Raw genomic sequence first — 26,913 nt, 5'->3', positions numbered from 1 at the left:
CACCTATTCGTCAGTAAAACGCGCTTTCGGCATCGCGGGAAACGCGAGTACCGACCGTATCGCTGTTCACCGCCTCCAATACCGAAGTACCAGAATCCACCCCGATGACGTGGATTTGGACATCGTGCTGTTTGGCCAAAACAAGCGCAGACCGGTCCATGAAGCCAAGCGAATTGGTGATCGCTGTTTCAATTGAAAGTGTCTTGTACCTGCGAGCATCGGCGTTGAGTTTCGGATCGCTGTCGTAGACCCCGTCGATGCCGTTTTTCAGACACAGCACGCTGTTGCAATCAAGTTCGACCGCCCGCTGAACGGACGGGTAGTCGGTCGTCACATAGGGCTGACCAATACCGCCGCTCAAAAGCACAAGGCGACCGCGTTCCAGATGGCGCAGGGCGCGACGGCGGATGTACTTCTCACCAATTGCCGGAATGTCGACAGCCGACATCAGCCGGACTTCAACATCCGAAGTCGCCTCGATCTTAGCACGCAGCAATATGCCGTTGGCGATGGTGCCAAGCATGCCGACATTGTCGGCTTCTACCCGCTCGATGTTCCAATCGGAAGACGTGGTGCCACGAAAGATATTACCACCGCCAACAACGACCACCACTTCATGGCCATTGCGCGCCAGAGACACCAGATATTCAGTGACACGGGAAATCGCGTCGTCGGAAAACACACCACTGGAACCTTCGGCCAGTGCTTCACCACTCACCTTAACCAACAGTCTCATCGCGCCACCTCGGTTTTGGAATCAAACTGACCAATGGCATCGGATGTCCCCCCTGGAGTCAAGGCAGGTAAATTTGTCATCCCTATTTGGCGGTGGATCTAACCGGCAGGTCTTAGTTTTCCCTTGGAGCATAGTCTGCGGGGTCAACCACAGCGGGACGGCCTTCGATTGCCAGTTGCGTTTGCCGGGGCTCGGCCGTGGCAATCACCTTTCCGGATTTAACGACGGCAAGACGGGCCGCTTTCAGACGGATGGCTTCGATGGTGTCCCGGGCCTGCAGCAAAACGAAATCCGCCTTGCAGCCTACTTCAAGACCATAGCCCTCAAGACCCATGGCTTTTGCCGGGTGACGGGTAACGCATTCAAAACAGTAGCGAATCGCGTCCCGGCTGGTCATCTGGGCCACATGCAGCCCCATACTGGCGACCTCCAGCATGTCACCGGACCCCATGGAATACCAGGGATCCATCACACAGTCATGGCCGAAGGCGACATTGATACCGTAGGACCGCATTTCCGGAACGCGGGTTTGACCACGCCGTTTCGGATAGGTGTCATGGCGCCCTTGTAGTGTGATATTGATCAGGGGATTGGCGATTGCATGAACTTCCGCTTCTGCAATAAGCGGCAGAAGCTTGGACACATAATAATTGTCCATGGAATGCATGGACGTCAGATGGGATCCGGCTACCCGTCCCTGCAATCCCAAACGCTGTGTCTCGTAGGCAAGGGTCTCAATATGCCGCGACATCGGATCATCGGTCTCATCGCAGTGCATATCGACCAGGAGCCCGCGTTCAGCTGCGATCTCGCACAGACGGCGGACGGATTTGGCACCATCGTCCATGGTGCGCTCAAAATGCGGGATGCCGCCGACAATATCGACGCCCATGTCGAGCGCTTTTATAAGGTTCTTTTCCGCGTTCGGTGAGCGGAAAAGGCCATCTTGCGGAAAAGCCACAAGCTGCAGATCGATGTAATCCTTGACCTTCTCACGGACTTCCAAAAGGCCTTGAACGCCAGTCAGTTTATCGTCGCAAACATCGACGTGGGTACGGATGGCGAGTAGCCCTTGGGAGACAGCGAGGTCACAATACTTCAACGCCCGCTCAACCACAGCCTCAACAGTCAGGATTTCCTTCAGCTCCCCCCAAAGCTCAATGCCTTCCAACAGGGTGCCGCTCTGGTTCATGCGCGGCAAGCCAAGTGACAAGGTGGCATCCATATGAAAATGACTGTCGACAAACGGCGGTGAGACCAGTTTGCCGCCAGCATCAATCACCTTGCCGGCATCTGCCGTGATGCCCGCCTCAACAGCGGCGATCACACCGTCCTGACAAGCAATATTCACCCCGGTTCTGCCATCAGGCAGATTTGCGTTTTTGATGAGAAGGTCAAAGCTCATGAAGAAACACCTGTCAGCGTTGGCCGCGGAAATAGGGAACCAGAAGCGCGCGCGGATAGTCGGCTTTGCGAGCCACCACGATCAGCGCCAGAATGGAGAGTATGTACGGCATCATCAGGAACACTTGTCCTGGGATGAAGCTGCCGACTTCGGTTTGCAATCGCACCTGGAAAGCATCGAATGCACCGAATAGCAATGCTCCGAGCAAGGCCTTGCCCGGCCGCCAGGAAGCAAAGACCGTCAAGGCGATGCAGATCCAGCCCCGGCCGTTGACCATGCCGAAGAAGAAGGCGTCGAAAGCAGACATGGTCAGGAACGCTCCACCCAGCGCCATGATGGAGGATCCCACGACAACAGCCCCGATCCGCAGACCATAAACGGAAAGCCCCTGGGATTCGACCGCTGACGGATTATCGCCAACGGCCTGGATCGCAAGACCCAATGGTGTGCGATAGAGCACATAGGCTGTTGCCAGTACCAGGATCAGTGCCAGGAACGTCAGCGACGTCTGTTGGAACAAGGCCGGGCCAATGAACGGCAAATCGGACAAGACCGGAATATCGAGTGGTTTGAAAGCTTCGATCCGTGGCGGCGAGGACACGTCCGGTAAGGCCGTGCGGTAGATAAAATAGCTCAGAGACGTTGCAAACAACGTCACCCCGATCCCCGAAACGTGCTGCGACAAACCCAGCGGCACGGTCAAAATGGCGTGGATCAAGCCAAAAAAACCACCCGCGAGCGCCGCGACCAAAACACCGCCCCAGAGCCCAGCGCCAAGCCAGACGGCCATCCAGCCGGCCATGGCCCCGGCAGTGAAAATGCCTTCAATCCCGAGATTGAGAACACCGGCCCGTTCGCAGATCAGTGCCCCGATGACGCCGAAGATCAGCGGCGTCGCGATCCGGAGTGCTGCTGCCCAAAAGTTCGCAGAGAGGAGAATGTCGAGGATCTCGATCATTTCGCGGCCTCCTTGGCATGCGGCGCGCCGACAAAGCGTATCTTGAACCTCAAAAACAGACCTGAAACAAGCACACACAACAGCGCCATCGCAACAATCAGGTCAGCAAGATAGTTCGACACTCCGGTTGCCCGGGACATGGAGTCGGCGCCGACAAATATGCTGGCAATGAACAGCGCAGCAAAGACAACGCCGATGGGCGATAGGCCTGCCAGCATGGCAACGACAATCCCGGAATATCCAAAGCCGGGCGACAAGTCTGCGGTCAGATAGCCCTTGAGGCCTGCGACTTCACCGACACCGGCAAGACCGGCTAGTGCGCCGGAGAGCAGCCCTACACGAATGAAAGTCGCCGTCACCGGAATGCCTGCATGGCGGGCAGCCGCCGCGTTTTCGCCGACGGCCCGGATTTCAAAACCCCAGACCGTGCGTTTCAGCAGGAAATAGACGCCCAGCGACGCAACAAGTGCGATCACCAAACCCCAGTGAATGCGCATGCGGGCCATGAGCTTCGGCAAGGCCGCTTCATCCAGAATGGGTTCGGATTGCGGCCAGCCCATGCCCATCGGATCTTTCATAGGGCCTTCCAGCATCATCTGGACGAAGAGCAGTATGACGAAGTTCAACAAAAGCGTGGTGACAACCTCATCGACTCCGAGCCGCGTTTTCAGAAGCGTCGGGCCGAGCATAACCAGCCCGCCGGTCAATGCCCCGGCAAGGATGACCGTGGGAATGAGCACATAAGATGGTCCGGAGATCAGACCCGTCCCGACCGCAACGGCTGCCAATGCACCCGCATAAAGCTGGCCTTCTGCGCCGATGTTCCAGAGTTTTGCCCGGAATGCGACAGCGGCGGCCAATCCGGTGAGGATCAAGGGGGTTGCCCTTGTCAGCATTTCGGTAAAAGCAAAGGCGGATCCAAACGCGCCTTTGACCATCAATCCATAAGCTTCGAAGACGGACAGGCCGGCGAACAGCATAGGAATCGCTGCTAGAATGAGCGCAGCAACGGCAGCTGCAACCGTCACCCCAATGACTTTGGAGACGGCAACCGGACCTCTGGGTTCAAAACGGATCATGCAGCTTCTTCCCCATCATGTCCGGCCATACGCAGGCCCAGTTTCCCTCGGTCGAGTGTTTCGGTTGGTTCCGCTTCAGACAAATGTCCGCGGTGGATCACGGCAATCCGGTCTGACAGGCGCATGAGTTCATCCAGGTCTTCGGAAATGAGAATGACACCGGCCCCCCGCGCGCGCGCGGCCAGCAGCCTTTTATGGACATCAGAGGTCGCTCCGACATCCAGTCCGCGCGACGGCTGCGCCGCCAGAACGACCTTCGGCTGAGTTTCCAACGTTCGTGCCAGAACGATTTTCTGAATGTTGCCACCCGAGAGCAGCCGGGCAGGACTGGCCTCACTTTGACAACGGATGTCATAGGCCTTGATCAGATCCTTTGCCCGCTCCCGCATGGCAGCAAAGCGCAGCATCCCGAACCTCTGGTTTTCAGGTTTGCGGATTGCTTCAATGGCGAGGTTTTCAGAGACCGTCATCGCGCCCACGATACCATCGTGATGGCGATCTTCGGGGATACGCGCAAGGCCCGTGTCGATCACCGTGCGCGGACTGGCCTGAGCCAAGTCCTCACCATCGAGGACGACTGTACCCATCTCGACGGTTTCCAAACCGGAAATCACCCGCGCCAGTGTTGTTTGGCCATTGCCCGATACGCCGGCGATTCCAAGAATTTCGCCGGACAGAAGTTCCAGGGAAACATTCGAAATCACGTCCCGACCATGACCGGCTGAAACCTCTTTGAGGGCAAACAGTGGCGCGCCGGGCGTTCCGGGCTCGCGCACGGTTTCGGTAATCTCGTGGCCGACCATTAGTTCAGCGAGCTGGCGCTGGGAACATTCTGATGTCGGTAAATCTGCCACTTTCCGGCCGCCGCGCAGAACTGCGATCCGATGCGAAGACGCCATGACCTCCGCGAGCTTGTGCGAGATGAAGATGATTCCGAGACCATCCTTCGCCAGCTTGGTCAGTGTTGCAAATAAGGTGTCAGATTCTTGTGGCGTGAGCACCGCGGTCGGCTCATCCAAAACCAGAACCCTCGCATCACGGTAAAGGGCTTTCAGGATTTCAACCCGTTGCTTTTCACCGACAGAAAGTTGCGAAATACGGGTATCCAGATTGACCGTCAATCCGGATCGTTGCATCAGGTCTTCAAGTTTCTTTCGAGCAGGCGCTCGGGCGGATTTGATCGCCGCCAACGGTTCGGTGCCAAGCAGAATGTTATCGAAGGCGCTGAGGTTCTCCGCCAGCGTGAAATGCTGGTGAACCATGCCGATGCCGGCTTCCAACGCTGCGTGCGGAGATCCGGGCTCCAGCTCAACAAGATCAGCATCTTCAGACTTGACCAGAACGCCTCCCTCATCCGCCACATAGTGACCGAAGAGGATATTCATGAGAGTGGTTTTACCGGCTCCGTTTTCGCCAAGCAGGGCCAGAATTTCCCCTTGTCTCAAATCAAGCGAAACATCGCCGTTGGCGGTCAAAGCGCCAAAGCGTTTGGTGATGCCGTCAAGCCTTAAAAGGACGGGTGCATCTGCTGCGGGCGGCGCCATGCCAACCTCCGGAAAATCAGATGATCAAACTGCGCCAAAGGACCTGGCGTTTGCTAGGAAAACCGGCGGCTCGTAAGCCGCCAGCAAATTCGGAAATCGCCGATTACATGGTCGACTTCGGCTCGCTGTCGTTGACATTGACGCGGAAGAGCCCGTCAAGAATTTCCTGTTCCTTGGCTTTCGCCGCAGCAACAGCCTCTGCTGATGCTAGGCCTTCATCAACCAGGAAGCTGCCGCCGCCGTAGCCCATGAAGCTGTAAGGACCATAGTCTGCCGGTTCAAATTCATCTGCCACAACAGCGGCAATCGCCTTGTCGATTGTCGGCTCCATGTGCCACAGAGCGGACGACAGGATAGTACCCGGATAATCAGCAGCGGTGTCGATCACATTGCCAATGGCCAAAATGCCCTTTTCCTTAGCCGCATCAGATACACCAAACCTCTCGGCGTAGAGAATATCAGCACCCTTATCGATCATCGCAAAGGCAGATTCTTTCGCCTTAGGCGGATCGTACCAGGAGTTGATGAAGGTCACCAGGAACTTGACGTCCGGATTGACCGAAGTGGCACCATCCATGAAGGCATGCATCAGACGGTTCACTTCCGGGATCGCATAACCGCCGACCATGCCAATGACATTGGACTTCGTGGTGGCGCCAGCAATCATGCCGGAGAGATAGCTCGGTTCGTGGATCCAGTTGTCAAAAACGGAGAAATTCGGCTTGGCCGCACCAAAGGACGAGCCCATCAGGAAGGCTGTTTCCGGGTATTCAGCTGCCACCTTGCGGGCGGCACGCTCCACCGCAAAGGCTTCACCAACGACCAGGTCCATGCCCTGTTCGGCATATTCGCGCATGACGCGCTCATAGTCGGTGTTAGCGACATTTTCAGAGAAGGTGTAGGTGATGTCACCGCGCTCTGCGGCGGCTTTAAGCGCCTTGTCGATGCGGCTCACCCATTGCTGCTCGACCGGAACGGTGTAGATCGCAGCAACCTTGATCGGATCTGCGGCCTCAGCAAAAGAAAGCGGAAACGTGGCGGCGGCTGTAACAGCCATGGCAGCCGCCAACAGGCCCCTGCGGACCTTTGAGAACGGTTTAACAGTGAACATCTGGAACCCCTGTAAAGTAATTTTACGGATAAAGATGACCACAGATCCGGCGTGCTCACAAGTTATGCAAGACCAGATTCAGCAAAAATTTTGAACAAACGGGCAAATTTATAGCGTGTTTTATGAGCGTTCGCTGTGCATAGAAATGGAAAGCCGACAAAGCCGCCCGGAACTTTGTCGGCAAAAAACCTATGCGCGCAAAACAATAAGCTCTGAAAGCACATCAGCTTGCAGGGCTACTCACCGCACCAGCAAGGATGCCCTCAGCCTCTTTTGCTGTTCCTTCCGGAAGCTGATCGGGATGAAGGACCAGGATATAGAGCATGGTGAAATAGAAGCTCTTGGCGCAGATCACGGCCGCCTTGATGACGGCATCCAAGGTAAAGCTCAGCGACAAAAGCGCGAAGGATGGCAAGAGATTGACCGAAACGGCATCAAATTGCGCCTGGAACATCACAGGCAAGTTGTCGGCAAAAAAATATCCTGCGGCTCCGCCGCCGATAAGCGCGGTGAATATTCCACCTGCAAAAACGGCAGAGGTAACACCGCCCAGAAGATCGATCCCGAGCACGCCAACAAGTGTTTCGGGGACATGATCACGAAGCGATTTCAGACGGGCAACAAGTGTCTTGATGGATGCATTCTCAACAACGATCCCGGATATCCCGAAATTGGAAATCAGATCCCAAACCTCTGCAACCGCAAACAAAATGAGCGCCATTAAGAACCCAAACACTCCATCACTTTTGCTGTCCGACGCCTTCCTAACAAATGCTCCGACCGCGCCAATGAACAACAGCGAGAACATGTTGCGCACCATGGTGTAGGCCACTCCGGGCCAGCTAATCCGGCCAAGCATCAAGGTGTCCCGTGCCATCCGTGACATTACCGCCTGAAGGAAGGTTTGAATGATGATCTCGCAAGGAAGGTAGATCATGGCAATCAGCATGAGCGGAAACGCCTGATCCCAATCCTGCGTCACAAATCCGAGATATAGGAGATACAAAAGAAGGTAGGCCCGGACAGCCTTCAAAACGAACAGCAGCAGAAACGGGATTGTCGCCGCCCATCCGTTTTTAAGAACGGATAGAGACGCTGTTATCAGGCGACTGATACGCGCACCGCTTGGTCCGAACATTGAAATTAGAGAGGCAACAAAATCCAAGTGGAAACTCCGCTTGTCTATCGAAATGGAATGATTGAGATCGATTGTCGTTGATTGCTTAAGGCATGAGGGGTGACACCGCCGAAGCAGCCCTGCCCTCATACCTATCAAGAAGCAATCAGGACGTGATGCGGATCACCACTTGGACGGATCCCTATTCAACGGTGACCGTCAAAGTCTGTACGATCCTGTCATGCGCAGCAAAAAAGTAGCGCAGTTCATATTCACCCGGCTGGTCTGGCACAGGGATCGAGAGCGGATTACCCTCGCCGGTTTCTGCCATCGTCACAATATGCGGCAAAGGCTCTCCGGGGAGCGCAAAAGCAATGTAATCCTTGGGATTGCTGGTCCCGTTCCAAAGAACATTGATGGTGCTTCCCGCCGCTGCTGTTTTGGGCGCTTTCATCGACAAGGATACGTCCTCAACGGTCACCGGAGTTTTGGTCAGGATCTTCCGTGGATCGGTGTTGGCGATGTAGCGGAGCTCATAGTCACCAGGTTTGGACGGCATCCGTAGCGTGGCACTTGGACCTTCCGAAACGTCGAAATAATTGATGAAATGCGGAAGTACATCGTCTTTGACGGCAATGTCGACGTAATCGCCGTTGTTTGCAGGTCCGGTCCAGCTTACCTCAAGAGTATCACCGGCCGTCGCCACGTCCGCGGCTGACAGGCTAGCAGCAACCTCTGTGACCTCAAACGGAGCGCGGGCGATGATGGTTCTGGCATCGGCATCAACATAAACCAGTTCATGTTGACCGATTTCAGGCGTCACCTTTATCTCCAGCGGGTTCCCCACCTTGACGTCTTTTTGACTGGTAAAGACCTCACCGTCACCATTCAACAAGATAGCAATGTAATCACCCCTATCAGCAGGCCCTTCCCAAGCAACAGATATGGCGGATCCGGCGGCAGCTTGGCTCGGGCCGCTGATGCTTGCGGTCTGAGGTTCTGGTTCTGGAGTGGGCTCTGGTACAGGTTCTGCCGCAGTCACTTGCGTCAAGGCTTCAGTTAAGCCTGCCGCACTATCCGCATTCAGATATTTACCGCCGGTTTCCTTTGCCAAACATTGCAGTTGTTCGCGGGTTTTCGCCTCCACAATATCGAAACCGACCACGTGCACAGTAAAACCAATTCCGGTTTCTTCCAGTTCACGGCCGACCGCACATGGATCGAGATTGCAGGTCTCTTCCCCATCAGACACCAGAACGACCGTTGCTTTTTCTTCCGTATGGCGCAGTTCTTTGGCGGCCTGCAGCACGGCCGCTGAAAGTGGTGTTTTGCCCTTCGGCTTGATTTGGTTGACGCCTTTAATGATGGCCTCACGGCTATCTTTTGAGGGTTGGATCAGGCTTTCAATGTCGCCGCAATCGCCTTTCCGCCGGTGGCCATAGACGGTCAGGCCCAGTTCAATTTCACCCGGCAATTTCCGAACCAGGTCACTAATGACATTCTGCGCGATGGAGATCTTTGGCGTGCCGTCAATTTGCCCCCACATGGATCCTGAGGCATCCAGCACCAAGGTTGTCCGGGGCGCTTCGGCCGCGGCAACCGGAAAAGCAAAGCTCAGCGCCGTGAGCAGGCCGATCAACTGGCATCTTGTTAAAACATTCATTTGGTATCTCCTCCGCAATTTCCGCGGGTTCAAAAACTCGATATTGCCGTGCCCGGGAGCGTGCTATCGGGCGGTGGTGTGCTCCCGGGCACTTGATCCAGATCTTCAAGTCATCCTTGTTGAGGATGCGGCCTAGTTGCCGACCCGGACCCAACGGTTGACGGTTTTGACAGAACAGGTATCGCCGCCCAATGCCGCAGCCGCTTCTTGCGGAACAACCACCTTCATACGGACGGTGTGTTCGATTTCGCTGTCTCCCAACACTTTCAACAGCCAGACCAGTTTTGAGCCTTGCCCACCGTCAACCGGCAATTGGGAGAACACCTCCTTCATAGCTTCGGTCTGCCAGTTGCCTTCACCAATGGATTGCCAGGAGACATTCATGATTTCAGTCATCGGCAATTGATTTGGATGAAAAGGCGCGTTCAGTTTCAGATGCCTCGGCGCTTCAAATTGCGCCATGTTGTTTGCCATCGACTGCGTGAAGGCCGCTTGCATCATGGGCGGGCAGACTTCGACCTCTGGAGTTCCGGACTTGAGTTGCCAGAGTCCGCTACGCGGCTGCGGCCCGGAGGATACCTCTTCAAATACTTTGATCTCCTCGGCGGGCAAATCGCCGGTATCGATGGGAAGATCGTCTGGCGCGCAATGATCGGGACCAGAATACCGGTAGCCTTGTGTGTCTCCGCCAACCACAAAGACTGCTTCCCCAACCCGATCCCGGGTCATCCAGTAACCAGCGCCATCGCTCTCATCGATCACAAGCACATGGTCATTGCCGGACGACTTGCCATGCTTTTGCATCATGTCAGCCAGTTCTGTGTCACTTGGAACCTTGTAATCCGATGTCTGCCCCTCGCGCATGGTCACAATGGGCGTATTGCACTCCGCAAGGGCAAGCGTAGGAACGAACAGAAAAGTTGCTGAAAAAAGCAGTAAAAAACGCATCAAAAAGGTAGACCTTCTAAATTCAAAAAACTCCGGATTTTTGCGTATAGGCGGAATGGTCTGGATTGGCATGCCCAATATTGGTTATATGAGCCCTTCGCCCACATGACGTCGCGTTTTGGTTGTGAAAATCTCATATGAATCAGTATTCGGACTTAATTAGCTCCATTTATTCCACTGCCTTGAATGTCCAGAATTTCGATCGGCTGATCACCCTTTCAGAACAAACGTTGAGCGGCGGCACCGCTTATGATGCTGAGCTCCAGGCGTTGCGCCGTGAATGCGAAAAACACGTCATCGAAGCGGAAAAGCTTCTGGATCAGTTGCCAACTGCCCCGGATGAGGATCTGCAAAAACCGGTCTTTTTCGTCACGCCGAACGGCAAGTTCGAAGACCCAAATGAAATTGCCCAGAATTTGCTCGGAATTACGCATGGAGACGAGCTGGCCGCCCGGCTTGATCGCGATGCACTTGAGAATGGGCACAACAATATCCCATCTGATGCAGATCGCCATGTTGCCGCAATCCGGTTACGCCAGGACGATAGCGGCAAACCGGTGATCCTGATCCCGGATGCCCCAGCTCCAGATGGCCGTGTCCGGTATGTTGGACTGGATGCAATCTGGCACGGCACCGCCGAAAAAGCTGTACAGGCACTCTATGGTCTGACGCCTTCCGAAGCTGAAGTTCTCGGATTGCTGATGAGTGGATATGCCCCCACTGAAGTTGCCGATGCAAGAGACCGGTCGGTGGAAACCGTCCGCCAGCAAATCAAAGCCATCACACAAAAACTGCATGCCAAGGGCTTGCAGGAAGCGATCCACCTGGCCCGCGCTGTTGCAGTGTCTTGCCAGCCAGCTCAAACGGCTCCGGAATTGGACCGCCGGCGCAGCCTGATCCTTCAGGATGGCCGCACGCTTGATTTCCATGAACAGGGATCTCCCACCGGCCATCCCATCATCTTTCTTCATGGCTGTCTCGGAGGCAATCGTCTTCCGCAAGGAGCCGATCAGGCATTCAAGGCTGCAGGCATCCGGCTGATCGCACCAGCCCGTCCGTGGCATGGACAATCCAGTGGTCATCCTGCGCTTTTGAATGATCCGGGCCTTTATGCGAAGGATCTTCTGGCTTTGGCCGATCATCTTGGCGTCGGCCAGTTTTCACTCCTAACGTATGACACGGGGTCGATCTTTGCATTGACTGGCGCACCGGCTTTGTCAGACAGGCTGGTGTCCATTGTCTGTACCGCCGCTCAGCCGCCGATGCGCAGTTTTTCCGACTTTGCATCAGCGCCCCAGCAGCACCGGATCTTTGCCATCCTTGCCCGCACATCCGTGCCAGTGTTGCGGTATCTGTCGCTGCTCGGCGACCGAAAACTGAAAAAGGAGGGCCGGGACCGGTTTCCTAAAACGATCTTTACCGGTTCTGAGGCCGATCTTGCAGCCTGCCGAGATGACGAAGTTTTGGACCTGATGTGGACCGGTCATCATTTCCACGTTGAGAATGGGTCCGACAGCTTCATCAATGACTGCCGGTTTATCGCATCGAACTGGAGCGAGAATCTTGAGAGACCGGCGTGCCCGGTTCACTTCCTCCACGGCACAAAAGACGTATCCATCCATCCTGATCGGATAAGATCTCTGGCTGAAAAGCTGGGAGCCCAAACAACCTGGGTGGAAGGCGCTGGACACGCCCTCCCATTTAGTCATTGGAAGCCTGTTGTTGATGCGCTTACCGAAGATCTTTCATCGCGACAAAATCCATGTCGGTGAAGTCCTGATTATCGCCCGCCATCGACCAGATGAAGCTGTAACGGCCAGTGCCGGCACCTGAATGGATCGACCAGCCCGGCGACAACACAGCCTGTTTCTCCTTCATAACCAGATGCCGGGTTTCCGTTGGTTCTCCCATGAAATGGAAGACACGGGTTTCCTCGGTCATATCGAAATAGAGGTAGACTTCCGACCGGCGGTCGTGGGTGTGGCACGGCATGGTGTTCCAAACGCTGCCATCCAGGATCGTTGTGATGCCCATGACCAGTTGGCAGCTTTTGCAGACATCCGGATGAATATACTGGCGCAAGATCCGGACATTGGCATCAGAAGATGTGCCGAGCTCCAAACAGTTCGCATCGTCTTCGGTGATTTTCATCGCCGGATAGGCGTGGTGCGCCGGTGTGCTGATGAAATAAAACTCAGCCGGAGCACCAGCATTTGCGCTGGCGAAGGTGACAGAAACCGTGCCCATCGGCAGATAGAGGCACTCGCGCGGCGCCAACTCATAACTGGTGCCATCAGCTTCGATCGTGCCAGGGGCCCCAATGTTGATGATGCCGATTTCCCGGCGGTCCAGAAAATTCTCAGATCCAATTTGTTTATTGGATTCAAGCTGAAGAGCGCCTGCAAGCGGCACAACACCGCCAACAATAGTGCGGTCCAGATGGCTGTAGGCCATTGAGATCTTTCCGGGAGCAAACAGGTCCTCAACCAGAAAATTTGCGCGCAATTGTTTTGTGTCGAACCCTTTGGTTTCCAAAGGGCTGCAGACCTGACGAACGTCCATGTTTGAAGTCTCCAGCAGTGATCAAACCGCTTTGCAGCGGCGGTGAGTTATATTTTCAAAAGCTCTGAGGGGTCACAGTCGTAGATGAAGTAATCCGGATGCGCGGCAACCACCGTTTCGATGTGCAATTGCAAGCCGGACAAGTGGGTTTCGATTGCCTTCACAGCCAAGTCCGAGTCCCCCGCCTCAATCGCATCTACGACCGCGGTGTGCTCATCGATGATCAGCTTCAGGCGTCCTTCTTCGGGCAGAGTAAGACGGCGAAACCGGTCGAGCTGCAACTTGACTTGCTGCACAAGGCGCCACAGACCCGGCAGCTGACCAACACCGGCAAGCTGTTCGTGAAACCGCTCATCCGATTTATGAAAAAGTTCCCGGTCGCCCGTTGCCGCCAGCTCTTTGTGCTCTTCAAGAATGACGCGCAATGACAGAACCTGACTGCGGGTCGCAAGTTTGGCCGCCGCGCGGGCAGTCATTCCTTCAAGTGCCCGTCGAGCCAATACAGCTTCAGGAAGCGCTGAGACCGGAATTCTGGCAACGAATGTTCCTGATTTTGGAACAACCTCCACCAGGCCTTCCCGTGCTAGCCTTTGAATGGCCTCACGTACTGGGGTGCGGCTGACTCCTGCTTCAGCCGCCAATTCCGGTTCGGATATTGGTGCCCCCGGCAGCAGCTCCATCGTTGTAATCCGGTCCAGCATCCTTTGATATTGAACCTGCGCAAGGGTCTTGGCACCACCTGCCGGGTAGCGGATTTGCGATGTCGGCGGGGCATTGGGCGCCCTTTTTCGCCGCACTTCTCCTTTCGCTTCCAGGCCTTCGTCAGTCATGTCGCCTCGTGTACTTCGTTTCATGGACACGCCCAAACAGCAGATTCCTGCCGCAAATCATAGGGGCTTGCCAAATCTGATAACTTGTATATTAGATATTCTAGTTGAAATCAACGGCCGGAATTCTGTGAGATAGGTTTTGCAGCTTCCGGTGATTTGGGAGGATCTTGGAATGTCATTACGCAATTTTGCATCGGCGCTTGCCGTCAGCTTTTCAGCTCTGGCCGCGACCGGAACAGCACTCGCCGCCGAACTGAAGTGGGCGCATGTTTATGAAACCGGCTCGGCCTATCACGAGGTTGCCGAATGGGCAGCAGAGGAAGTGGCCAAGCGCACGGATGGCCGGGTGGAAATCAAAGTGTTTCCGGCCTCATCCCTTGGCAAGGAAGTCGAGATCAACGAGGGCCTTGGCATTGGCGCCGTAGACATTATCTACACAGGCCCAAGTTTCGTGGAACGGTATTACGGCCCGATCGCGATTTCAGATTATCCCTTCATCATGCGCGGCTGGGATCACTGGCTGAAGTACCGTGAGAGTGACCTCTTTTCAGAACTGTCAGCCGGTTACAACGAGGCGACCGGCAACCATGTATTGGGCCTAGTTTACTATGGACAGAGACACGTCACTTCGAACAAACCGATCCTTACACCAGCTGATATGAAGGGGTTGAAAATCCGCGTACCGAATTCCCCGCTAATGCTGATGTTCCCGAACGCGGTGGATGCCAACCCGACACCGATGGCGTTTTCCGAAGTTTATCTCGCGCTCCAGCAAGGCGTGGTCGATGCGCAGGAAAATCCGCTGCCAACGATCAAGTTCAAGAAGTTCTATGAGGTTCAGTCCAACATCAATTTGACAGGCCACATCCTGAACTCCCTCCTGGTGATTGCGTCCGACCACGCCCTATCCCAACTTGGCGATGATGAAGCTACGGTCCGCGAAATCCTGGACGATGCCGCAATGAAAGCCTCCCGGACGATTTACCAGTCAGAACAAGAGCTTGTCGCCTGGTTCACGGAACAAGGCATTACCGTCAACGAAGTGGATCAAAAACCGTTCCAGGATGCGGTCCGTCCGCTGCTGACCGGTGACGGTGTGCCCTATACGATGGAGCACTTCGAGCGTCTTGGCGCTCTCTAAGAGAACAGTGCAGGACACAAGCAGATGAGTATGACTCATGAACAGGATGGGGGCGCCGCCGAGGCGCTCCCTGACAGTGGTTCAAATGGGGCAGCGGCTTCACCCCCACCGAAAATCACGTTCGCCGATACCGGCACGGACATCTCGGATTTCGGCATTGCCGACTTACCCGGCCTAATCGCCATCTGGGCACTGGCGGCCATCGTGTTCCTGCAGTTTTTTACCAGATACGTTCTCAATGACAGCCTGGCCTGGACGGAGGAAATCGCCCGTTACATGCTGATCGTCGTTGGTTTCTTTGGCGGCATTTCCGTGACCCGCAAGGGGACGCATATCTTCCTGGAATTCTTTTACCGCTATTTGAGTCCAAAGGCTGGCAAGTGGCTCGCGGTTGCGATGGAACTGCTATCGACGCTGTTCTTCGGGTATCTCGCCTATCTCGCAGTTCTGCTCGCCCAAAAGACACGGACCAAAATGGCATCGGTCGAAATCCCGAAAAGCCTGCTTTATTGGTCCGTCTGTGCGGCTCTGGCCATTATGGCAGTGTATTCCGCGCTCTGGCTGATCCGTAAAATTCGGCAGCAGCCGGAAGAGGTGCTGCGCGAGTTAGAAGAACATTCCCTTCACGACGCGATAGATCGCTAAGAACAGGAGACTGAACATGGCTTTGGTGCTGCTGTTCGTAGTTTTATTTGCCCTTTTGATTGCCGGCGCGCCGGTTGCCGTAGCGCTCGGAGTTGCCTCCCTGGTGTTCATCATGATGTCTGGCCTGCCGGATGTCGTGGTGCTGCACAACATGGTCAACGGCATCAACTCTTTCCCGTTGATCGCCGTGCCCTTCTTCATCATGGCCGGGCACCTGATGAATTCCGCTGGGATCACCTCCCGCATCTTTGCTTTTGCCCGGGCAACGGTCGGCTGGATGTATGGCGGTCTCGGCCACGTGAATGTCGGCGCCAGTGTTGTCTTTGCTGGCATGTCCGGTGCGGCGGTGGCCGATGCCGGCGGGCTTGGAAATATCGAGATCAAAGCCATGCGCGAGGCTGGCTACGACACGGATTTTTCCGTTGGTGTCACAGCAGCCTCTTCGACCATCGGGCCGATCATTCCGCCTTCCCTGCCGCTTGTCGTTTACGGGGTGATCTCCGATACGTCGATCGGCCAGCTTTTTGCGGCAGGGCTCATTCCCGGCCTCATCATGGCAATGGCTCTGATGGTGATGGTCGCCTTCTATGCAAAAATCAGAAACTACCCGCGTGATGAGCGCTTCCAGGTCGCGCCTTTCCTGAAAGCACTCGGCAATGCCCTGTTGCCGCTGTTCACCCCGCTGATCATTGTCGGCGGCATACTGACCGGTATCTTTACCCCGACCGAAGCGGCAATCGCGGCTGTGGCTTATTCCGCCTTCCTGGGGTTGGTGGTCTACCGGACGCTCGATGCCAAGCGGCTGCTCCGGGTCTCAATGGACACAGTCGAAACCACCGCGTCGATCATGCTAATCGTGGCCGCCTCGGCGATCTTCGCCTGGATCCTGACGGCCAATCAGGTCGCCCAGATGTTTGCGCAAAACTTGCTGGCCTTTGTCGATGGCAAGATTGCCATTCTTTTGATCATCATGCTGATCGTGCTGATTGTCGGCTGTTTCATGGAAACTTTGGCAGCGATCACCATCTTGACGCCCGTGCTGCTGCCGGTCGCCATGCAGGTGGGGGTCGATCCGGTCCACTTCGGCATCATCCTGATCCTCAACCTGATGATCGGGCTTTTGACCCCCCCGGTCGGGCTGGTGCTCTATGTTCTTTCCAAAGTCTCCGATGTTCCGTTTGAGCGCTGCGTTACAGCAACAGCGCCCTTCCTCATCCCTTTGGTTCTGGTGCTGCTCACCCTGACCTTTGTTCCCGAACTCTCCATGTGGCTTCCGACGGCGGTTTACCGGTAACGGCCAAAACAGGTACTCTGAATGACTGATATGACATTTGATCTATCCGGAAAAATCGCCTTGGTTTCCGGATGCAAACGCGGTCTTGGCCGGGCGATGGCAAATGCCCTTGCCATGGCCGGAGCCGACATCATCGGCGTCAGCGCAACACTGGACCCGAAGGGCAGCGCTATTCAAAGTGACATTGAGGCCTTAGGGCGGAGCTTCACCGGCTACCAGTGCGACTTTTCCGAGAAAGATCAGGTCTTGGAGTTTGCCAATAAAATCCGTTCTGACTTTGATCGGGTGGACATTCTGGTCAACAACTCCGGCACCATCAAACGCGCTCCAGCAGCAGAACATTCGGACGACGATTGGGACGAGGTCATCGAAGTCAATCTGTCGTCCCAGTTCCGCCTGACCCGAGAAATTGGCCGCGGTATGGTTGGGCGCGGCAGCGGCAAGATCATTTTCACTGCCTCACTCCTGAGTTTTCAGGGTGGGATTACCGTTCCAGGATATTCGGCGTCCAAAGGCGGGATCGCACAGCTGACCAAAGCATTTGCAAACGAATGGGCCGGGCACGGTGTTAATGTGAATGCGATTGCCCCTGGGTATATCGCCACAGACAACACACAGGCTCTGCGCGATGATCCTGTCCGCTCCAAGTCCATTCTGGACCGCATTCCGGCCGGCCGCTGGGGCAATCCGGAGGACTTGGCTGGCCCCGTCGTCTTTCTCGCTTCCGAGGCCTCCAACTACGTCCATGGGACAATCCTGACCGTCGATGGCGGCTGGATGGGGCGCTAGATGTAATCCAGTCAAAAGAAGCGCCTGGTGATTTCGGTCGGCAAATCACCGTTGAATTCACCGGACGGGAGTTGAGGGAAGAAATCTGGAAGGTCTGCCTGAAATTGCTGGTAAAACGGATGTCAGTTCACTCAATAGATTCCAGTCCATGCCCCCGAGCCGGATTGGGCTGCAATCCAATCCGGCCACAAAAGGGATTTTCGAAAACCAATTGAATGAAGTGGGATCAACTGAACCCATTTTGCCAGCAAACCAAGGCAGACCTTCTCTTCTTAGTTTTTAGTCGATGAGACCTTGCTCGCGGTAAAACTTCTCGGCGCCGGGATGCAGCGGCGCAGACAAGCTGGCCTCGACCATGTCTTGTTTGCTCAGGTTGGCAAATGCTGGGTGGAATTTGCGGAACGCATCGAAGTTATTGAAGACTGCAGAGACCAGCGCGTAGACGGCTTCATCAGACACTTTGGCAGACGTCACCAAAGTCGCGCCGACCCCAAAAGTCTCCACAGCGCCATCCGTTCCGCGGTACATGCCACCAGGAATGGTAGCGGACCGGTAGTAGGAGTTATCGGACACCAGCTTGTCGACAGCCGCGCCCGTCACCGGAACCAGTTTGGCATCACACGTGGTGGCAGCCTCTGTGAGGTTGCCTGACGGGTGTCCAGCGGTGATAACAAAGGCATCAATCTGATTGTCGCACAGCGCGCTGGACTGTTCGGCGGACCGAAGCTCCGCTGCCATTGAAAACGTGTCCATTGTCCAGCCTTTGGCGTCCATCAGAACTTCCATGGTGCCGCGCTGGCCGGATCCTGGATTGCCGACATTGACCCGCTTGCCTGCCAAATCATCAAAACTATCGATGCCGGCGTCCTTGCGTACCATCACGTTGAACGGTTCTGCATGAACAGAAAACACTGACCGCAGGTCCTTGAACGGGCCCGCTTCTTTAAATTTTGACGTGCCGTTGAAGGCGTGGAATTGCCAATCAGACTGGGCAACACCAAACTCCAGCTCGCCGGCGCGGATCGTATTGATGTTGTAAACCGACCCACCAGTCGATTCCACGGTGCAGCGGACGCCCGTATCCTTACGGTTCTTGTTCACAAGCCGGCAGATTGAACCGCCGGTCGGATAATAGACGCCGGTCACACCACCGGTTCCAATGGTGACAAACTCTTCTGCGGCAACACCGGATGACAGCGTTAACGCGGCAACAAGGGCCGGGAGTAATCTCGTTCTCATCATCGTCTCCTTCTGGAAGGTTTTGAGTGTGTCCGGCCCGTTTTCTTGTTGTTCCGGCAGTCACCTGCCGGACTTGGGTCTCGGACGAAGGACCTTTCCTTTGTGCGGAAAGGTCTAAGACGTCATGCCACGTCCAGCTCCTCCTGGTACCCAAACAAAGCGGGCACACCGCCGGTGTGAACCATGACAACTTTCTGGCCAGGCTTTATTCGCCCCTCTTTGAGGAGACCGAGAAGTCCGGCAAAGGTTTTGGCGGTGTACACGGGGTCCAAAAACACCCCTTCGGTGCGCGCCATCATTGTCAGCGCATCTCGTGTGAAATCACCTATACGGCCATATCCTGGCGCAAGGGCTCCATCCCAAGTAATGATGTCCTCATCCGGCAGGCCTTGCTCCAAGCCTAAAAGCCCTGCCAATTTGTCAAGAACGACACGCATACGCTGGCTTTGCTGGTCCTGATCGCGCCGCACGCAAATGCCGAAAACATCTGCCGAAACGCCAGCCAATCGAAGACCGGTCAAAAACCCGCCGTGCGTAGATCCGCTACCGGACGGAACAACCGCAACATCAAAGTCATCCAGCTGGCCTGCCAGCTCACCGGCACCAGCCACATATCCGAGCGCCCCCAAAGGTGGGTGGCCCAGGCCGAGATGAATGATGTAGGGGCTGCGCCCTTCGGCCCTCAGCTGATCGGCTCTCTCATGCAACGCATTGTCCGCACCGGCTTCGTTTTCCCCTTCCGGAAAACTCATGTGTTCGGCGCCAAGCAATTTTGCGAGCAGGACATTTCCGGAGCGGTAATAAGCCTCGCCCATTCCGGAGACCCGCTCTTCAAGCTGCAGAACGGACTTCATTCCAAGCAGCGCGGCCGCAGCTGCGGCAGAGCGGACAAAATTCGACTGGACGGCCCCGGTTATCAAGACGGTGTCGGCATTCTGCTCGACCGCTTCGCCAAAATAGAATTCCAACTGCCGCGTTTTGTTGCCACCCATCCCAAGGCCGGTCAGATCATCCCGTTTGATCCAAAGATCAATATCCAGCAATTCAGACAAGCGGTTCAGCGGCTCTAAAGGTGTAGAGCCGGTCATCAGCTTTGCCCGGGAAAACTGGCCCAAATACTGATCAATTGTCTTTTTTGAAGTCACCGGTTTCACCCCAATAGATAGGCTTGGCGCACCAGGGCCACACAGGCAGCCACGGAAATCACACAGATTGCAGTTTTGATTAGTTTTTGCGGCAGATGTTTTCCAGCGACCCGGCCAGCCAGTGCCCCAACAATGGCCGCAACAACCAATGGCGCAATGCTGGAAGGGTTGGAAACCAAAGCACCGTTAAAGGCCCCGTGCAGAAGAAAAGCAGCGCCATAACCGGCAAAAGCCACCGGCTGCACTAGGACTCGCGCTTCTTGCGCACTGCGCCCGCTAGTCAATAGACCCAGAATGATCAAGGGGCCAGGTGTCGCCGTCCAAACCGTCGCCAATCCAGAGACACCGGAGAATGCGACGGCACCATGCCGCCCCAAGACTGGCGGCACCTGAACGAAATTCACAACAAGTCCAAAGAACAGAAACGCGGCTGTGGTAAGCAAAAGCGCACCTTCGGAAAACAAGGAATAGACAGTCAGGCCGGCGCAAATACCCACAAAGGCGCTCAGAATAGATCTTGTGATCGTGCCCGTTTCTTGCGGCCCGCTGCGCAGATCGATTGCTGCTGCCGACACCAATGTGTTCAGCAGAAGCAGAAGTGGCACAGCGGACGTCACGCCTAAGCTGATCATCATCACCGGCGCCACGACAATGCTGAAACCGATGCCGACACCCGCCTGAAGCACGGATCCGGCAAAGACCGCAATCAGCAATGTGGACACATCCAGCAGCATCACAATTTGTCCCTCTAACCTAGGTCAGAAGTACCGGACACATTGATTATTTAAAAATCATATTTCTGTATCTAATGATGCAATTTTGTTATCATTAGATATGCGCATTTCAGCCCGCCAAATCGAACTTTTCCAAATGGCCTACCGCCTGAAGTCAACAAGGCGTGCTGCCGAGGCTCTTAACATCACTCAACCGGCGATCAGCCGGGCGGTAGCCGACATCGAAACGGAGATGGGCCTCGCGTTGTTTGACCGAACAGGAAAGAAGTTTGAGCCAACGGCAGCGGCCCACAGCCTGCACAAAGCGGTGCAGCAGCATTACCAGGGTCTGCAACGTGTGTTGGATGCCGCGCAACAGATTTCATCTGGAATAGGGGGCCTGATCCGCGTCGTCTCGGTTCCCGCGATTGCCGATACCAGGGTTGCAGTAGCCACTGGTAAGTTGATGGCACGTTTCCCAGACTTGAGGTTCGATGTCGATGTCATGAGCGAACAAGCCGCCCTCACGGCTTTGCGTGAAGGCAAGGCTGATTGTGCGATCATTTCGTCCGATCCGGGGGAGCCGAGCATGAAAACAACTGTTTTGAACGACCTTAAACCGGTGGCAATCCTGCCAGTAAATGATCCGCTTTCAGATCTTAAGGAAATCACACCAGAGGTTCTTGCAAAGGCACCTTTGGTCATGCTCCCCGCCGACAGTCCCTTCCGACAGGCTGTGGAACGAATGCTCAGCGACGCTGGCGCATCCTTTGAGACTCGCGCAGCGGCACGCACGCAGTCTGCGCTTATCTGGATGGTCAGCCAAGGCGCCGGCCGCGCCATCGTGGATGAAGAAACCCTCAACGCAACTGCCGGCGTCGATGTTGTTCGCATTCCATTGCGCTCGACACTCCGCTGGCCAATCCGTGCTGTTACCGCCTCGGCCAACCAAAATGCCCCTGGACTGGCAAAACTGATCCAAGAATTGCAGTTAGCTGATTAGGCCAATGCATTTTCGCTCCGGAGAAATGCGCTTCACCAGCAATTTTCGCCAGCGCGGTAGCTCCACCTTAAATTATTTTCAGAAATATTTTTTGCCTTTTCGCTCAGCAACATAGAACACAGGCAACCGGCATAAAAGGTTGTTTTAACGCCGTATTTTACTCCCGAACCAACTTCGACTTCATCCAGTTTTAATAGAAATTTTTGGCTCAAATATGAATGCATTCAAAAAAATGAAACGTTTCATATTGACGCTCAAAAGGTGACGTGCTTTCAATATCGGGCCTGTTCATCTGCAAGTCCGGATCGAAGGGCGGCAGTCTTCTTTGGGAGGAAAACATGAAACTTTTTAAACTCGCTGCAGCCGCAGCGACCGGTCTCGCTTTGCTTGCTGGAACCGCCATGGCGGACGACAAACCAAAAGTCGGTCTGATCATGAAATCATTGGCCAATGAGTTCTTTCAGAACATGATGGCTGGCGCGCAAGCACACCAGGAAAAGCGCGGTGACTACGAACTGCTGGCCGTTGGCATGCAGAACGAAACCGACTTTGAATCGCAGATCAACGCGGTCGAAAACTTCATCACGCAAGGTGTCGACGCCATCGTCGTTGCACCCGCTGATTCCCGCGCCATGGTACGTCCGTTGAAAAAGGCGATGAAAGCCGGGATCGTTGTCGTGAACTTCGACGTGGCTCTCGACGAAGATGCTAAGAAACAACAAGGCGTAGAGCTGGCCTTCGTTGGCCCGGACAACCGCGGCGGCGCAAAATTGGCCGGCGATGCCCTTGGCAAGACCCTGGGTGAAGGCGGCAAAGTCGTCATCATTGAAGGTAACCCGGGCGCAGACAACGCCAACCAACGCCGTATGGGCTTTGAAGATTCAGTGGCTGAATACAAGCTGGACCTGCTCGACAGCCGGACAGCCCACTGGGAAACAGAAGAAGCCAACACAGTCTTTTCGAACATGCTAACCGCTCATCCGGATATCCAGGGTGTGATGGCTGCAAACGACTCCATGGCGATCGGCGTGGTCAAGGCGCTTGAAAGCGCAGGCCGCAAAGACATCCTGGTTGTCGGCTTCGACAACATTCCTGCTGTCGGCCCAATGATCGAAGACGGCCGCATGCTGGCAACCGTGGATCAGTTCGGCACCGATATGGCCGCGAACTCCATTGATCTGGCGCTGGAAGTTGTCGCTGGCGGCGATGAACTCAAAGGCTGGGTCAAGACCCCGATCGAATTGGTGGCCGCTCAATAACCGCCCCCATCTGCCCCCGCTTAGGTCAGCTTAGAAGCGGGGGCACCTCTAATGACATTCTTCATCAGCTAAACGACTGGACGCATCATGGTAGCAGCGACGCACTCCGCGGCGCCAAGCCCAGCACATTCCCAGCCCTTTTTGTCCGTTGAAGGACTGAAGAAATATTTTGGCGGCGTGAAAGCCCTTGATGGCGTGAGCTTCTTCCTGGAAGAAGGTGAAGTCCACGCACTGGTTGGCGAAAACGGCGCCGGCAAGTCTACGCTGATCAAAATACTGTCTGGCGTTTTTCCCTTTGACGAAGGGGATATCTCGCTCGCAGGCTCTGCCTACCGGCCGTCAACGCCGCATGAAGCCAAAGCCAATGGCGTCCAGGTTGTGCATCAGGAGTTCAATCTTCTGGAGCATCTCTCGATTGCGGAGAACATTTCAATTGAACATCTACCGCGCACTCGATTTGGCTTGCTAGATCGGCAGGAATTGAACCGCCGGGCGCGGGAAGCGCTGGATGCAATTGGCCTGACGGATATCGACGTTAAAGCTCCGGTCAGCTCTTTGGGGATCGCTCATCGGCAACTCGTCGAAATCGCCCGGGCGCTCCAGTCAAAGAGCCGCATTCTCATTCTCGATGAGCCGACGGCAACACTGACCGAACGGGAAACCAAACGCTTGTTTGATCTGGTTGCCAAGATCAAGGCGGATGGTGTGACGGTGGTCTTCGTTTCACATCACCTGGACGAGGTGTTTGAGATCTGTGACCGCGTTACTGTTTTCCGGAACGGCAAAACAATCGCGACAGATCTCATTTCAAACACCACTCCGGATGGCATCGTTCAACGAATGGTTGGGCGGCAGCTCGCCGGTGAAATGGCCCATGAAACCGAAGATCATGGTTTCGGCGGGATAGCTCTGAGCGTTCACAACATCTGCACACAGGCCAATCCGGCAGAAGACGGTGTTTCATTCGACCTGCGTTATGGCGAGATCGTAGGTATTGCAGGATTGGTAGGTGCCGGCCGGACGGAAATCTTGCGCGGGATATTTGGAATTGATCCGCTCCGTTCTGGGAACATCAAGAGGGACGGCAAAGACGTCCGCTATTCAGGTCCGCGCGATGCCATCGGGTCCGGGATTGGATTTGTCACCGAGGATCGCAAAGACGAAGGCCTTATCCTCGACATGCCGATTTCGGCCAATATCTCGCTCGCCAACATCAGATCAGTCTCCCAGGCCGGTTTGCTAAAGTTCGCGGCGGAAAAGCGCCAGGCGAAGGAATCCGCAGGAAAACTAAAACTGAAATACGGCAGAACCTCAGATCCGGCCTCCAGCCTGTCCGGCGGCAATCAGCAGAAGGTGGTTCTGGCCAAGTGGCTGGCGCGCGATCCGAAAGTCCTGCTGCTCGACGAACCGACCCGGGGTGTCGATGTCGGCGCCAAGGCCGAAATCTACGCCATTTTGAAAGATCTGGCCCGCAATGGCGTCGCCCTTTTGGTTGTGTCTTCCGAAATGCCGGAGTTGATGACACTGGCCGACCGCATCCTTGTGCTGGCCGAACATCAGATCCAGGGCTCACTCGAGCGGCCGGACTTTTCCGAAGAAAACATCCTGAAACTGGCCTACGGGCAAACCGATCCGGCCGGAGGAAACACACAATGACACTCCAGACAGCAAACGAAACCTTTGAAGCTCCTGCTAAATTCTCGGTACGGACCGTTTTGCAGAATGCCGGGATCGGCCTCGCATTGCTGGCGCTCATTGTGTTCTTTTCGCTTTTCACCGAGCACTTCCTGACGCCAAACAACATCACCAACATTCTGACCCAGATCACCATCAATCTGGTTCTGGCTGTCGGCATGACCTTTGTGATCCTGGTTGGCGGTATCGACCTCTCGGTTGGCTCGGTCATGGCCTTTGCCGCTGTTGTCGCCGGTAAGGCCATCACTTTGCCGGGATTTGGACCGGCTGAAGCCATCGCCCTAGCCATTGTTGCGGCCACTTTGACTGGCGTTTTGTGCGGCTTCATCAATGGCGCCATCAGTGCCTATTGGGCCCTGCCCTCCTTCATCATCACGCTTGGAATGCTCAACATTGCCCGGGGCGCTGCCCTTCAGGTGTCGGATGCGCAAACGATCTATTCCTTCCCATTCGCCTTCGAGGAATTTGGTTCGGCAATGATTTATGGCGTTCCCGTGGTGTTCTTGGTGGCATTGGTGCTGGTTCTTGTGGCCTGGTTTGTTTTGAACTTCACCGTCTTCGGCCGCCTGCTTTACGGCATCGGCAACAATGAAGAAGCCGTCCGTCTCGCAGGCCATTCGGTCCAGCGCTACAAGATCGCCGCCTTCACCATTTGTGGCTTCACTGCAGGTATCGCCGCGATCGTTTATATGGCGCGCCTCAATATCTCCAGCCCTATTGCCGGGATCGGTTTTGAGTTGAATGCTATTGCGGCTGTCATCATCGGCGGTACCAGCCTCAGCGGCGGACGCGGTTCTGTCATTGGCACACTTCTCGGCGCCTTTATCATCGGCGTATTGGCAAACGGCTTGATCTTGATCGGTCTCAGCGATTTCATGCGTCAGATGATCACGGGAGTGGTCATTATTTTTGCGGTGGTCCTCGATCATTACCGCGCTAAATACGCAGCGACATAAAAACGGCACCCAATCCCGGTTCCCGTAAAGACCAACTTCCGCATCAACAAGACCATGCGGTATATAAAAACTCTAACGATTTACGGAGCTCCATCTTGAAGCCGGTCACCGTTGTTGGAAGCATAAACATCGATTTGTTCAGCTATCTCGACCGCTGGCCAAAGGTCGGGGAAACCGTAAAGGTTCGGGAAACGGCTCACACACTTGGTGGCAAGGGGGCGAACCAAGCCGTCGCAGCAACAAAACTGGGCGCCAACGCAACGCTGATTGGCGCTGTTGGGCGCGACAGTTTTGGCCGGGAAGCGGCAGACCAGCTCGATGTATATCAAGTCAAATCTGATTTGATCGAAAAACCAGACTGCACAACTGGCATGGCCTTCATCGATGTCGGTCCGGGCGGCGATAACATGATCCGCCTGTCTGGCGGTGCCAATGATCAATTGGCACCGGCTGATTTGGACGCTTTTGCAAATCAGTTGAGTGATGGCGGCGTTGTACTACTGCAAAATGAAATCAACTTTGAAACGTCATTGAAGGCGGCCGAACTTGCCCGGAAAGCAGGAGCCTTGGTGATTATGGATCCGGCCCCGGCACCAACTCCGGCCTGGTCGAAATCCATACTGACTGCTTTCGACGTTCTCACGCCGAATGCCAGCGAAGCTGGTGCCTTTTTGGGTCACGTCCCCGTATCTTTGGAAGAAGCGCAGAACGGTGCACAGCGCCTTTGCAGCTACGGCCTGCGTGGTGTGATCATCACGATGGGTGAAAACGGTGTCGCGTGGTGTTTCGAGGGTGAGACCGGCCAGCTACCAGCACCAAAAGTCAATGCAATTGATACGGTTGCCGCTGGCGATTGCTTCAATGGCGCTCTGGCTACTGCTCTTGCCAAAGGAGACAAATTTCCGGACGCGATCCACTTTGCCATGCGGGCAGCCGCCTTGGCGACGACTCGCAAGGGTGCCTCCAGTTCCTTGCCGAATTTCGCTGAATTGGAACAATTGCCTATTTCTGAGTTTGCGTAGAATCTGGCAACTACTGTAGATGCTTGAGACTGGGCGCCGGGACCGGTTTAAACCGGTAG

The 26,913-nt window shown here is 55.2% G+C and carries 24 protein-coding genes; 10 read left to right on the top strand and 14 right to left on the bottom strand.

What is annotated here, in order from left to right; all coding sequences use genetic code 11:
- Positions 1-10: 10 nt before the first annotated feature.
- The 9 genes from ACOOFE_RS03625 to ACOOFE_RS03585 form a co-directional block, all read right to left on the bottom strand.
- Positions 11-736, bottom strand: coding sequence for a uridine monophosphate kinase (locus ACOOFE_RS03625; RefSeq protein WP_420413691.1), 726 nt, complete (start codon positions 734-736; stop codon positions 11-13).
- A gap of 112 nt (positions 737-848) precedes the next feature.
- Positions 849-2,141: an amidohydrolase family protein gene (locus ACOOFE_RS03620; RefSeq protein ID WP_420413690.1), complete on the bottom strand. Its 1,293-nt coding sequence runs from the start codon at positions 2,139-2,141 to the stop codon at positions 849-851.
- 13 nt (positions 2,142-2,154) lie between these two features.
- Positions 2,155-3,099: an ABC transporter permease gene (locus ACOOFE_RS03615; protein ID WP_420413689.1), complete on the bottom strand. Its 945-nt coding sequence runs from the start codon at positions 3,097-3,099 to the stop codon at positions 2,155-2,157.
- Entirely contained in the window at positions 3,096-4,178 is a 1,083-nt protein-coding gene (locus tag ACOOFE_RS03610) for an ABC transporter permease (RefSeq protein ID WP_420413688.1), read from the bottom strand. Before ACOOFE_RS03610 ends, ACOOFE_RS03615 begins: the two co-directional genes overlap by 4 nt.
- On the bottom strand, positions 4,175-5,722 hold the full coding sequence (locus ACOOFE_RS03605; RefSeq protein ID WP_420413687.1) for an ABC transporter ATP-binding protein: 1,548 nt from the start codon (positions 5,720-5,722) through the stop codon (positions 4,175-4,177). Before ACOOFE_RS03605 ends, ACOOFE_RS03610 begins: the two co-directional genes overlap by 4 nt.
- Positions 5,723-5,825: 103 nt before the next feature.
- Positions 5,826-6,833, bottom strand: a complete 1,008-nt coding sequence (locus ACOOFE_RS03600) for a BMP family protein (protein WP_420413686.1) — start codon at positions 6,831-6,833, stop codon at positions 5,826-5,828.
- A gap of 223 nt (positions 6,834-7,056) precedes the next feature.
- Positions 7,057-7,998, bottom strand: coding sequence for a hypothetical protein (locus ACOOFE_RS03595; RefSeq protein WP_420413685.1), 942 nt, complete (start codon positions 7,996-7,998; stop codon positions 7,057-7,059).
- Positions 7,999-8,152: 154 nt separating this feature from the next.
- Positions 8,153-9,613, bottom strand: coding sequence for a VWA domain-containing protein (locus ACOOFE_RS03590; protein ID WP_420413684.1), 1,461 nt, complete (start codon positions 9,611-9,613; stop codon positions 8,153-8,155).
- 132 nt (positions 9,614-9,745) lie between these two features.
- The gene (locus ACOOFE_RS03585; RefSeq protein ID WP_420413683.1) at positions 9,746-10,561 is read right to left on the bottom strand and encodes a hypothetical protein; all 816 of its coding nucleotides are present in this window, start codon (positions 10,559-10,561) and stop codon (positions 9,746-9,748) included.
- Between the two features lie 137 nt (positions 10,562-10,698).
- Between ACOOFE_RS03585 and ACOOFE_RS03580 the strand changes: the two genes are divergently transcribed.
- Positions 10,699-12,333: an alpha/beta fold hydrolase gene (locus ACOOFE_RS03580; protein ID WP_420413682.1), complete on the top strand. Its 1,635-nt coding sequence runs from the start codon at positions 10,699-10,701 to the stop codon at positions 12,331-12,333.
- Here ACOOFE_RS03580 and kduI read toward each other — a convergent pair.
- Together kduI and ACOOFE_RS03570 are read right to left on the bottom strand one after the other, a co-directional pair.
- Positions 12,293-13,123, bottom strand: coding sequence for a 5-dehydro-4-deoxy-D-glucuronate isomerase (gene kduI, locus ACOOFE_RS03575; protein ID WP_420413681.1), 831 nt, complete (start codon positions 13,121-13,123; stop codon positions 12,293-12,295). The two genes, ACOOFE_RS03580 and kduI, sit on opposite strands and share 41 nt — an antisense overlap.
- A gap of 47 nt (positions 13,124-13,170) precedes the next feature.
- Positions 13,171-13,977 carry a GntR family transcriptional regulator gene (locus tag ACOOFE_RS03570; protein WP_420413680.1) on the bottom strand — a complete coding sequence of 269 codons (807 nt, stop codon included), beginning with the start codon at positions 13,975-13,977 and terminating at the stop codon, positions 13,171-13,173.
- A 148-nt stretch (positions 13,978-14,125) separates the two neighbouring features.
- Here ACOOFE_RS03570 and ACOOFE_RS03565 point away from each other — a divergent pair, with 148 nt between their 5' ends.
- Genes ACOOFE_RS03565 through ACOOFE_RS03550 form a run of 4 tightly spaced genes read left to right on the top strand, consistent with a single transcriptional unit; the run spans position 14,126 to position 17,822 of the window.
- Positions 14,126-15,094: a sialic acid TRAP transporter substrate-binding protein SiaP gene (locus ACOOFE_RS03565; protein ID WP_420413679.1), complete on the top strand. Its 969-nt coding sequence runs from the start codon at positions 14,126-14,128 to the stop codon at positions 15,092-15,094.
- Between the two features lie 24 nt (positions 15,095-15,118).
- On the top strand, positions 15,119-15,739 hold the full coding sequence (locus ACOOFE_RS03560) for a TRAP transporter small permease (RefSeq protein ID WP_420413678.1): 621 nt from the start codon (positions 15,119-15,121) through the stop codon (positions 15,737-15,739).
- Positions 15,740-15,755: 16 nt separating this feature from the next.
- Positions 15,756-17,033 carry a TRAP transporter large permease gene (locus tag ACOOFE_RS03555; protein WP_420413677.1) on the top strand — a complete coding sequence of 426 codons (1,278 nt, stop codon included), beginning with the start codon at positions 15,756-15,758 and terminating at the stop codon, positions 17,031-17,033.
- Between the two features lie 21 nt (positions 17,034-17,054).
- On the top strand, positions 17,055-17,822 hold the full coding sequence (locus ACOOFE_RS03550; protein ID WP_420413676.1) for an SDR family oxidoreductase: 768 nt from the start codon (positions 17,055-17,057) through the stop codon (positions 17,820-17,822).
- A gap of 279 nt (positions 17,823-18,101) precedes the next feature.
- Here the strand turns inward: ACOOFE_RS03550 and ACOOFE_RS03545 are convergent, their stop codons facing one another.
- The 3 genes from ACOOFE_RS03545 to ACOOFE_RS03535 all read right to left on the bottom strand — a co-directional run bounded on the left by ACOOFE_RS03545 (position 18,102) and on the right by ACOOFE_RS03535 (position 20,940).
- Positions 18,102-19,061: a TAXI family TRAP transporter solute-binding subunit gene (locus ACOOFE_RS03545; protein ID WP_420413675.1), complete on the bottom strand. Its 960-nt coding sequence runs from the start codon at positions 19,059-19,061 to the stop codon at positions 18,102-18,104.
- A 122-nt stretch (positions 19,062-19,183) separates the two neighbouring features.
- A complete protein-coding gene (locus tag ACOOFE_RS03540) occupies positions 19,184-20,206 on the bottom strand; it encodes a D-cysteine desulfhydrase family protein (RefSeq protein WP_420413674.1) in 1,023 nt (340 codons plus the stop codon).
- Between the two features lie 5 nt (positions 20,207-20,211).
- Positions 20,212-20,940, bottom strand: a complete 729-nt coding sequence (locus tag ACOOFE_RS03535) for a TSUP family transporter (RefSeq protein ID WP_420413673.1) — start codon at positions 20,938-20,940, stop codon at positions 20,212-20,214.
- 85 nt (positions 20,941-21,025) lie between these two features.
- On the opposite strand from ACOOFE_RS03535, the gene ACOOFE_RS03530 reads away from it, so the two are divergent.
- The 5 genes from ACOOFE_RS03530 (at position 21,026) to rbsK (ending at position 26,854) form a co-directional block, all read left to right on the top strand.
- Positions 21,026-21,922 carry a LysR substrate-binding domain-containing protein gene (locus tag ACOOFE_RS03530; protein WP_420413672.1) on the top strand — a complete coding sequence of 299 codons (897 nt, stop codon included), beginning with the start codon at positions 21,026-21,028 and terminating at the stop codon, positions 21,920-21,922.
- Between the two features lie 338 nt (positions 21,923-22,260).
- Complete coding sequence (locus ACOOFE_RS03525) at positions 22,261-23,181, top strand: sugar ABC transporter substrate-binding protein (RefSeq protein ID WP_420413671.1); 921 nt, start codon at positions 22,261-22,263, stop codon at positions 23,179-23,181.
- An 87-nt stretch (positions 23,182-23,268) separates the two neighbouring features.
- Positions 23,269-24,837: a sugar ABC transporter ATP-binding protein gene (locus ACOOFE_RS03520; RefSeq protein ID WP_420413670.1), complete on the top strand. Its 1,569-nt coding sequence runs from the start codon at positions 23,269-23,271 to the stop codon at positions 24,835-24,837.
- Positions 24,834-25,832, top strand: coding sequence for an ABC transporter permease (locus ACOOFE_RS03515; protein WP_420413669.1), 999 nt, complete (start codon positions 24,834-24,836; stop codon positions 25,830-25,832). Before ACOOFE_RS03520 ends, ACOOFE_RS03515 begins: the two co-directional genes overlap by 4 nt.
- A 95-nt stretch (positions 25,833-25,927) precedes the next feature.
- The gene (gene rbsK, locus ACOOFE_RS03510; RefSeq protein WP_420413668.1) at positions 25,928-26,854 is read left to right on the top strand and encodes a ribokinase; all 927 of its coding nucleotides are present in this window, start codon (positions 25,928-25,930) and stop codon (positions 26,852-26,854) included.
- The last annotated feature ends 59 nt before the right edge of the window (positions 26,855-26,913 follow it).

Origin of the sequence: Roseibium sp. (genome assembly GCF_965216085.1) — a bacterium.
Lineage (GTDB): Bacteria > Pseudomonadota > Alphaproteobacteria > Rhizobiales > Stappiaceae > Roseibium.
The sequence above is the reverse complement of the archived record's forward strand: the minus strand, read 5'-3'. Positions and strand labels throughout refer to the sequence as shown.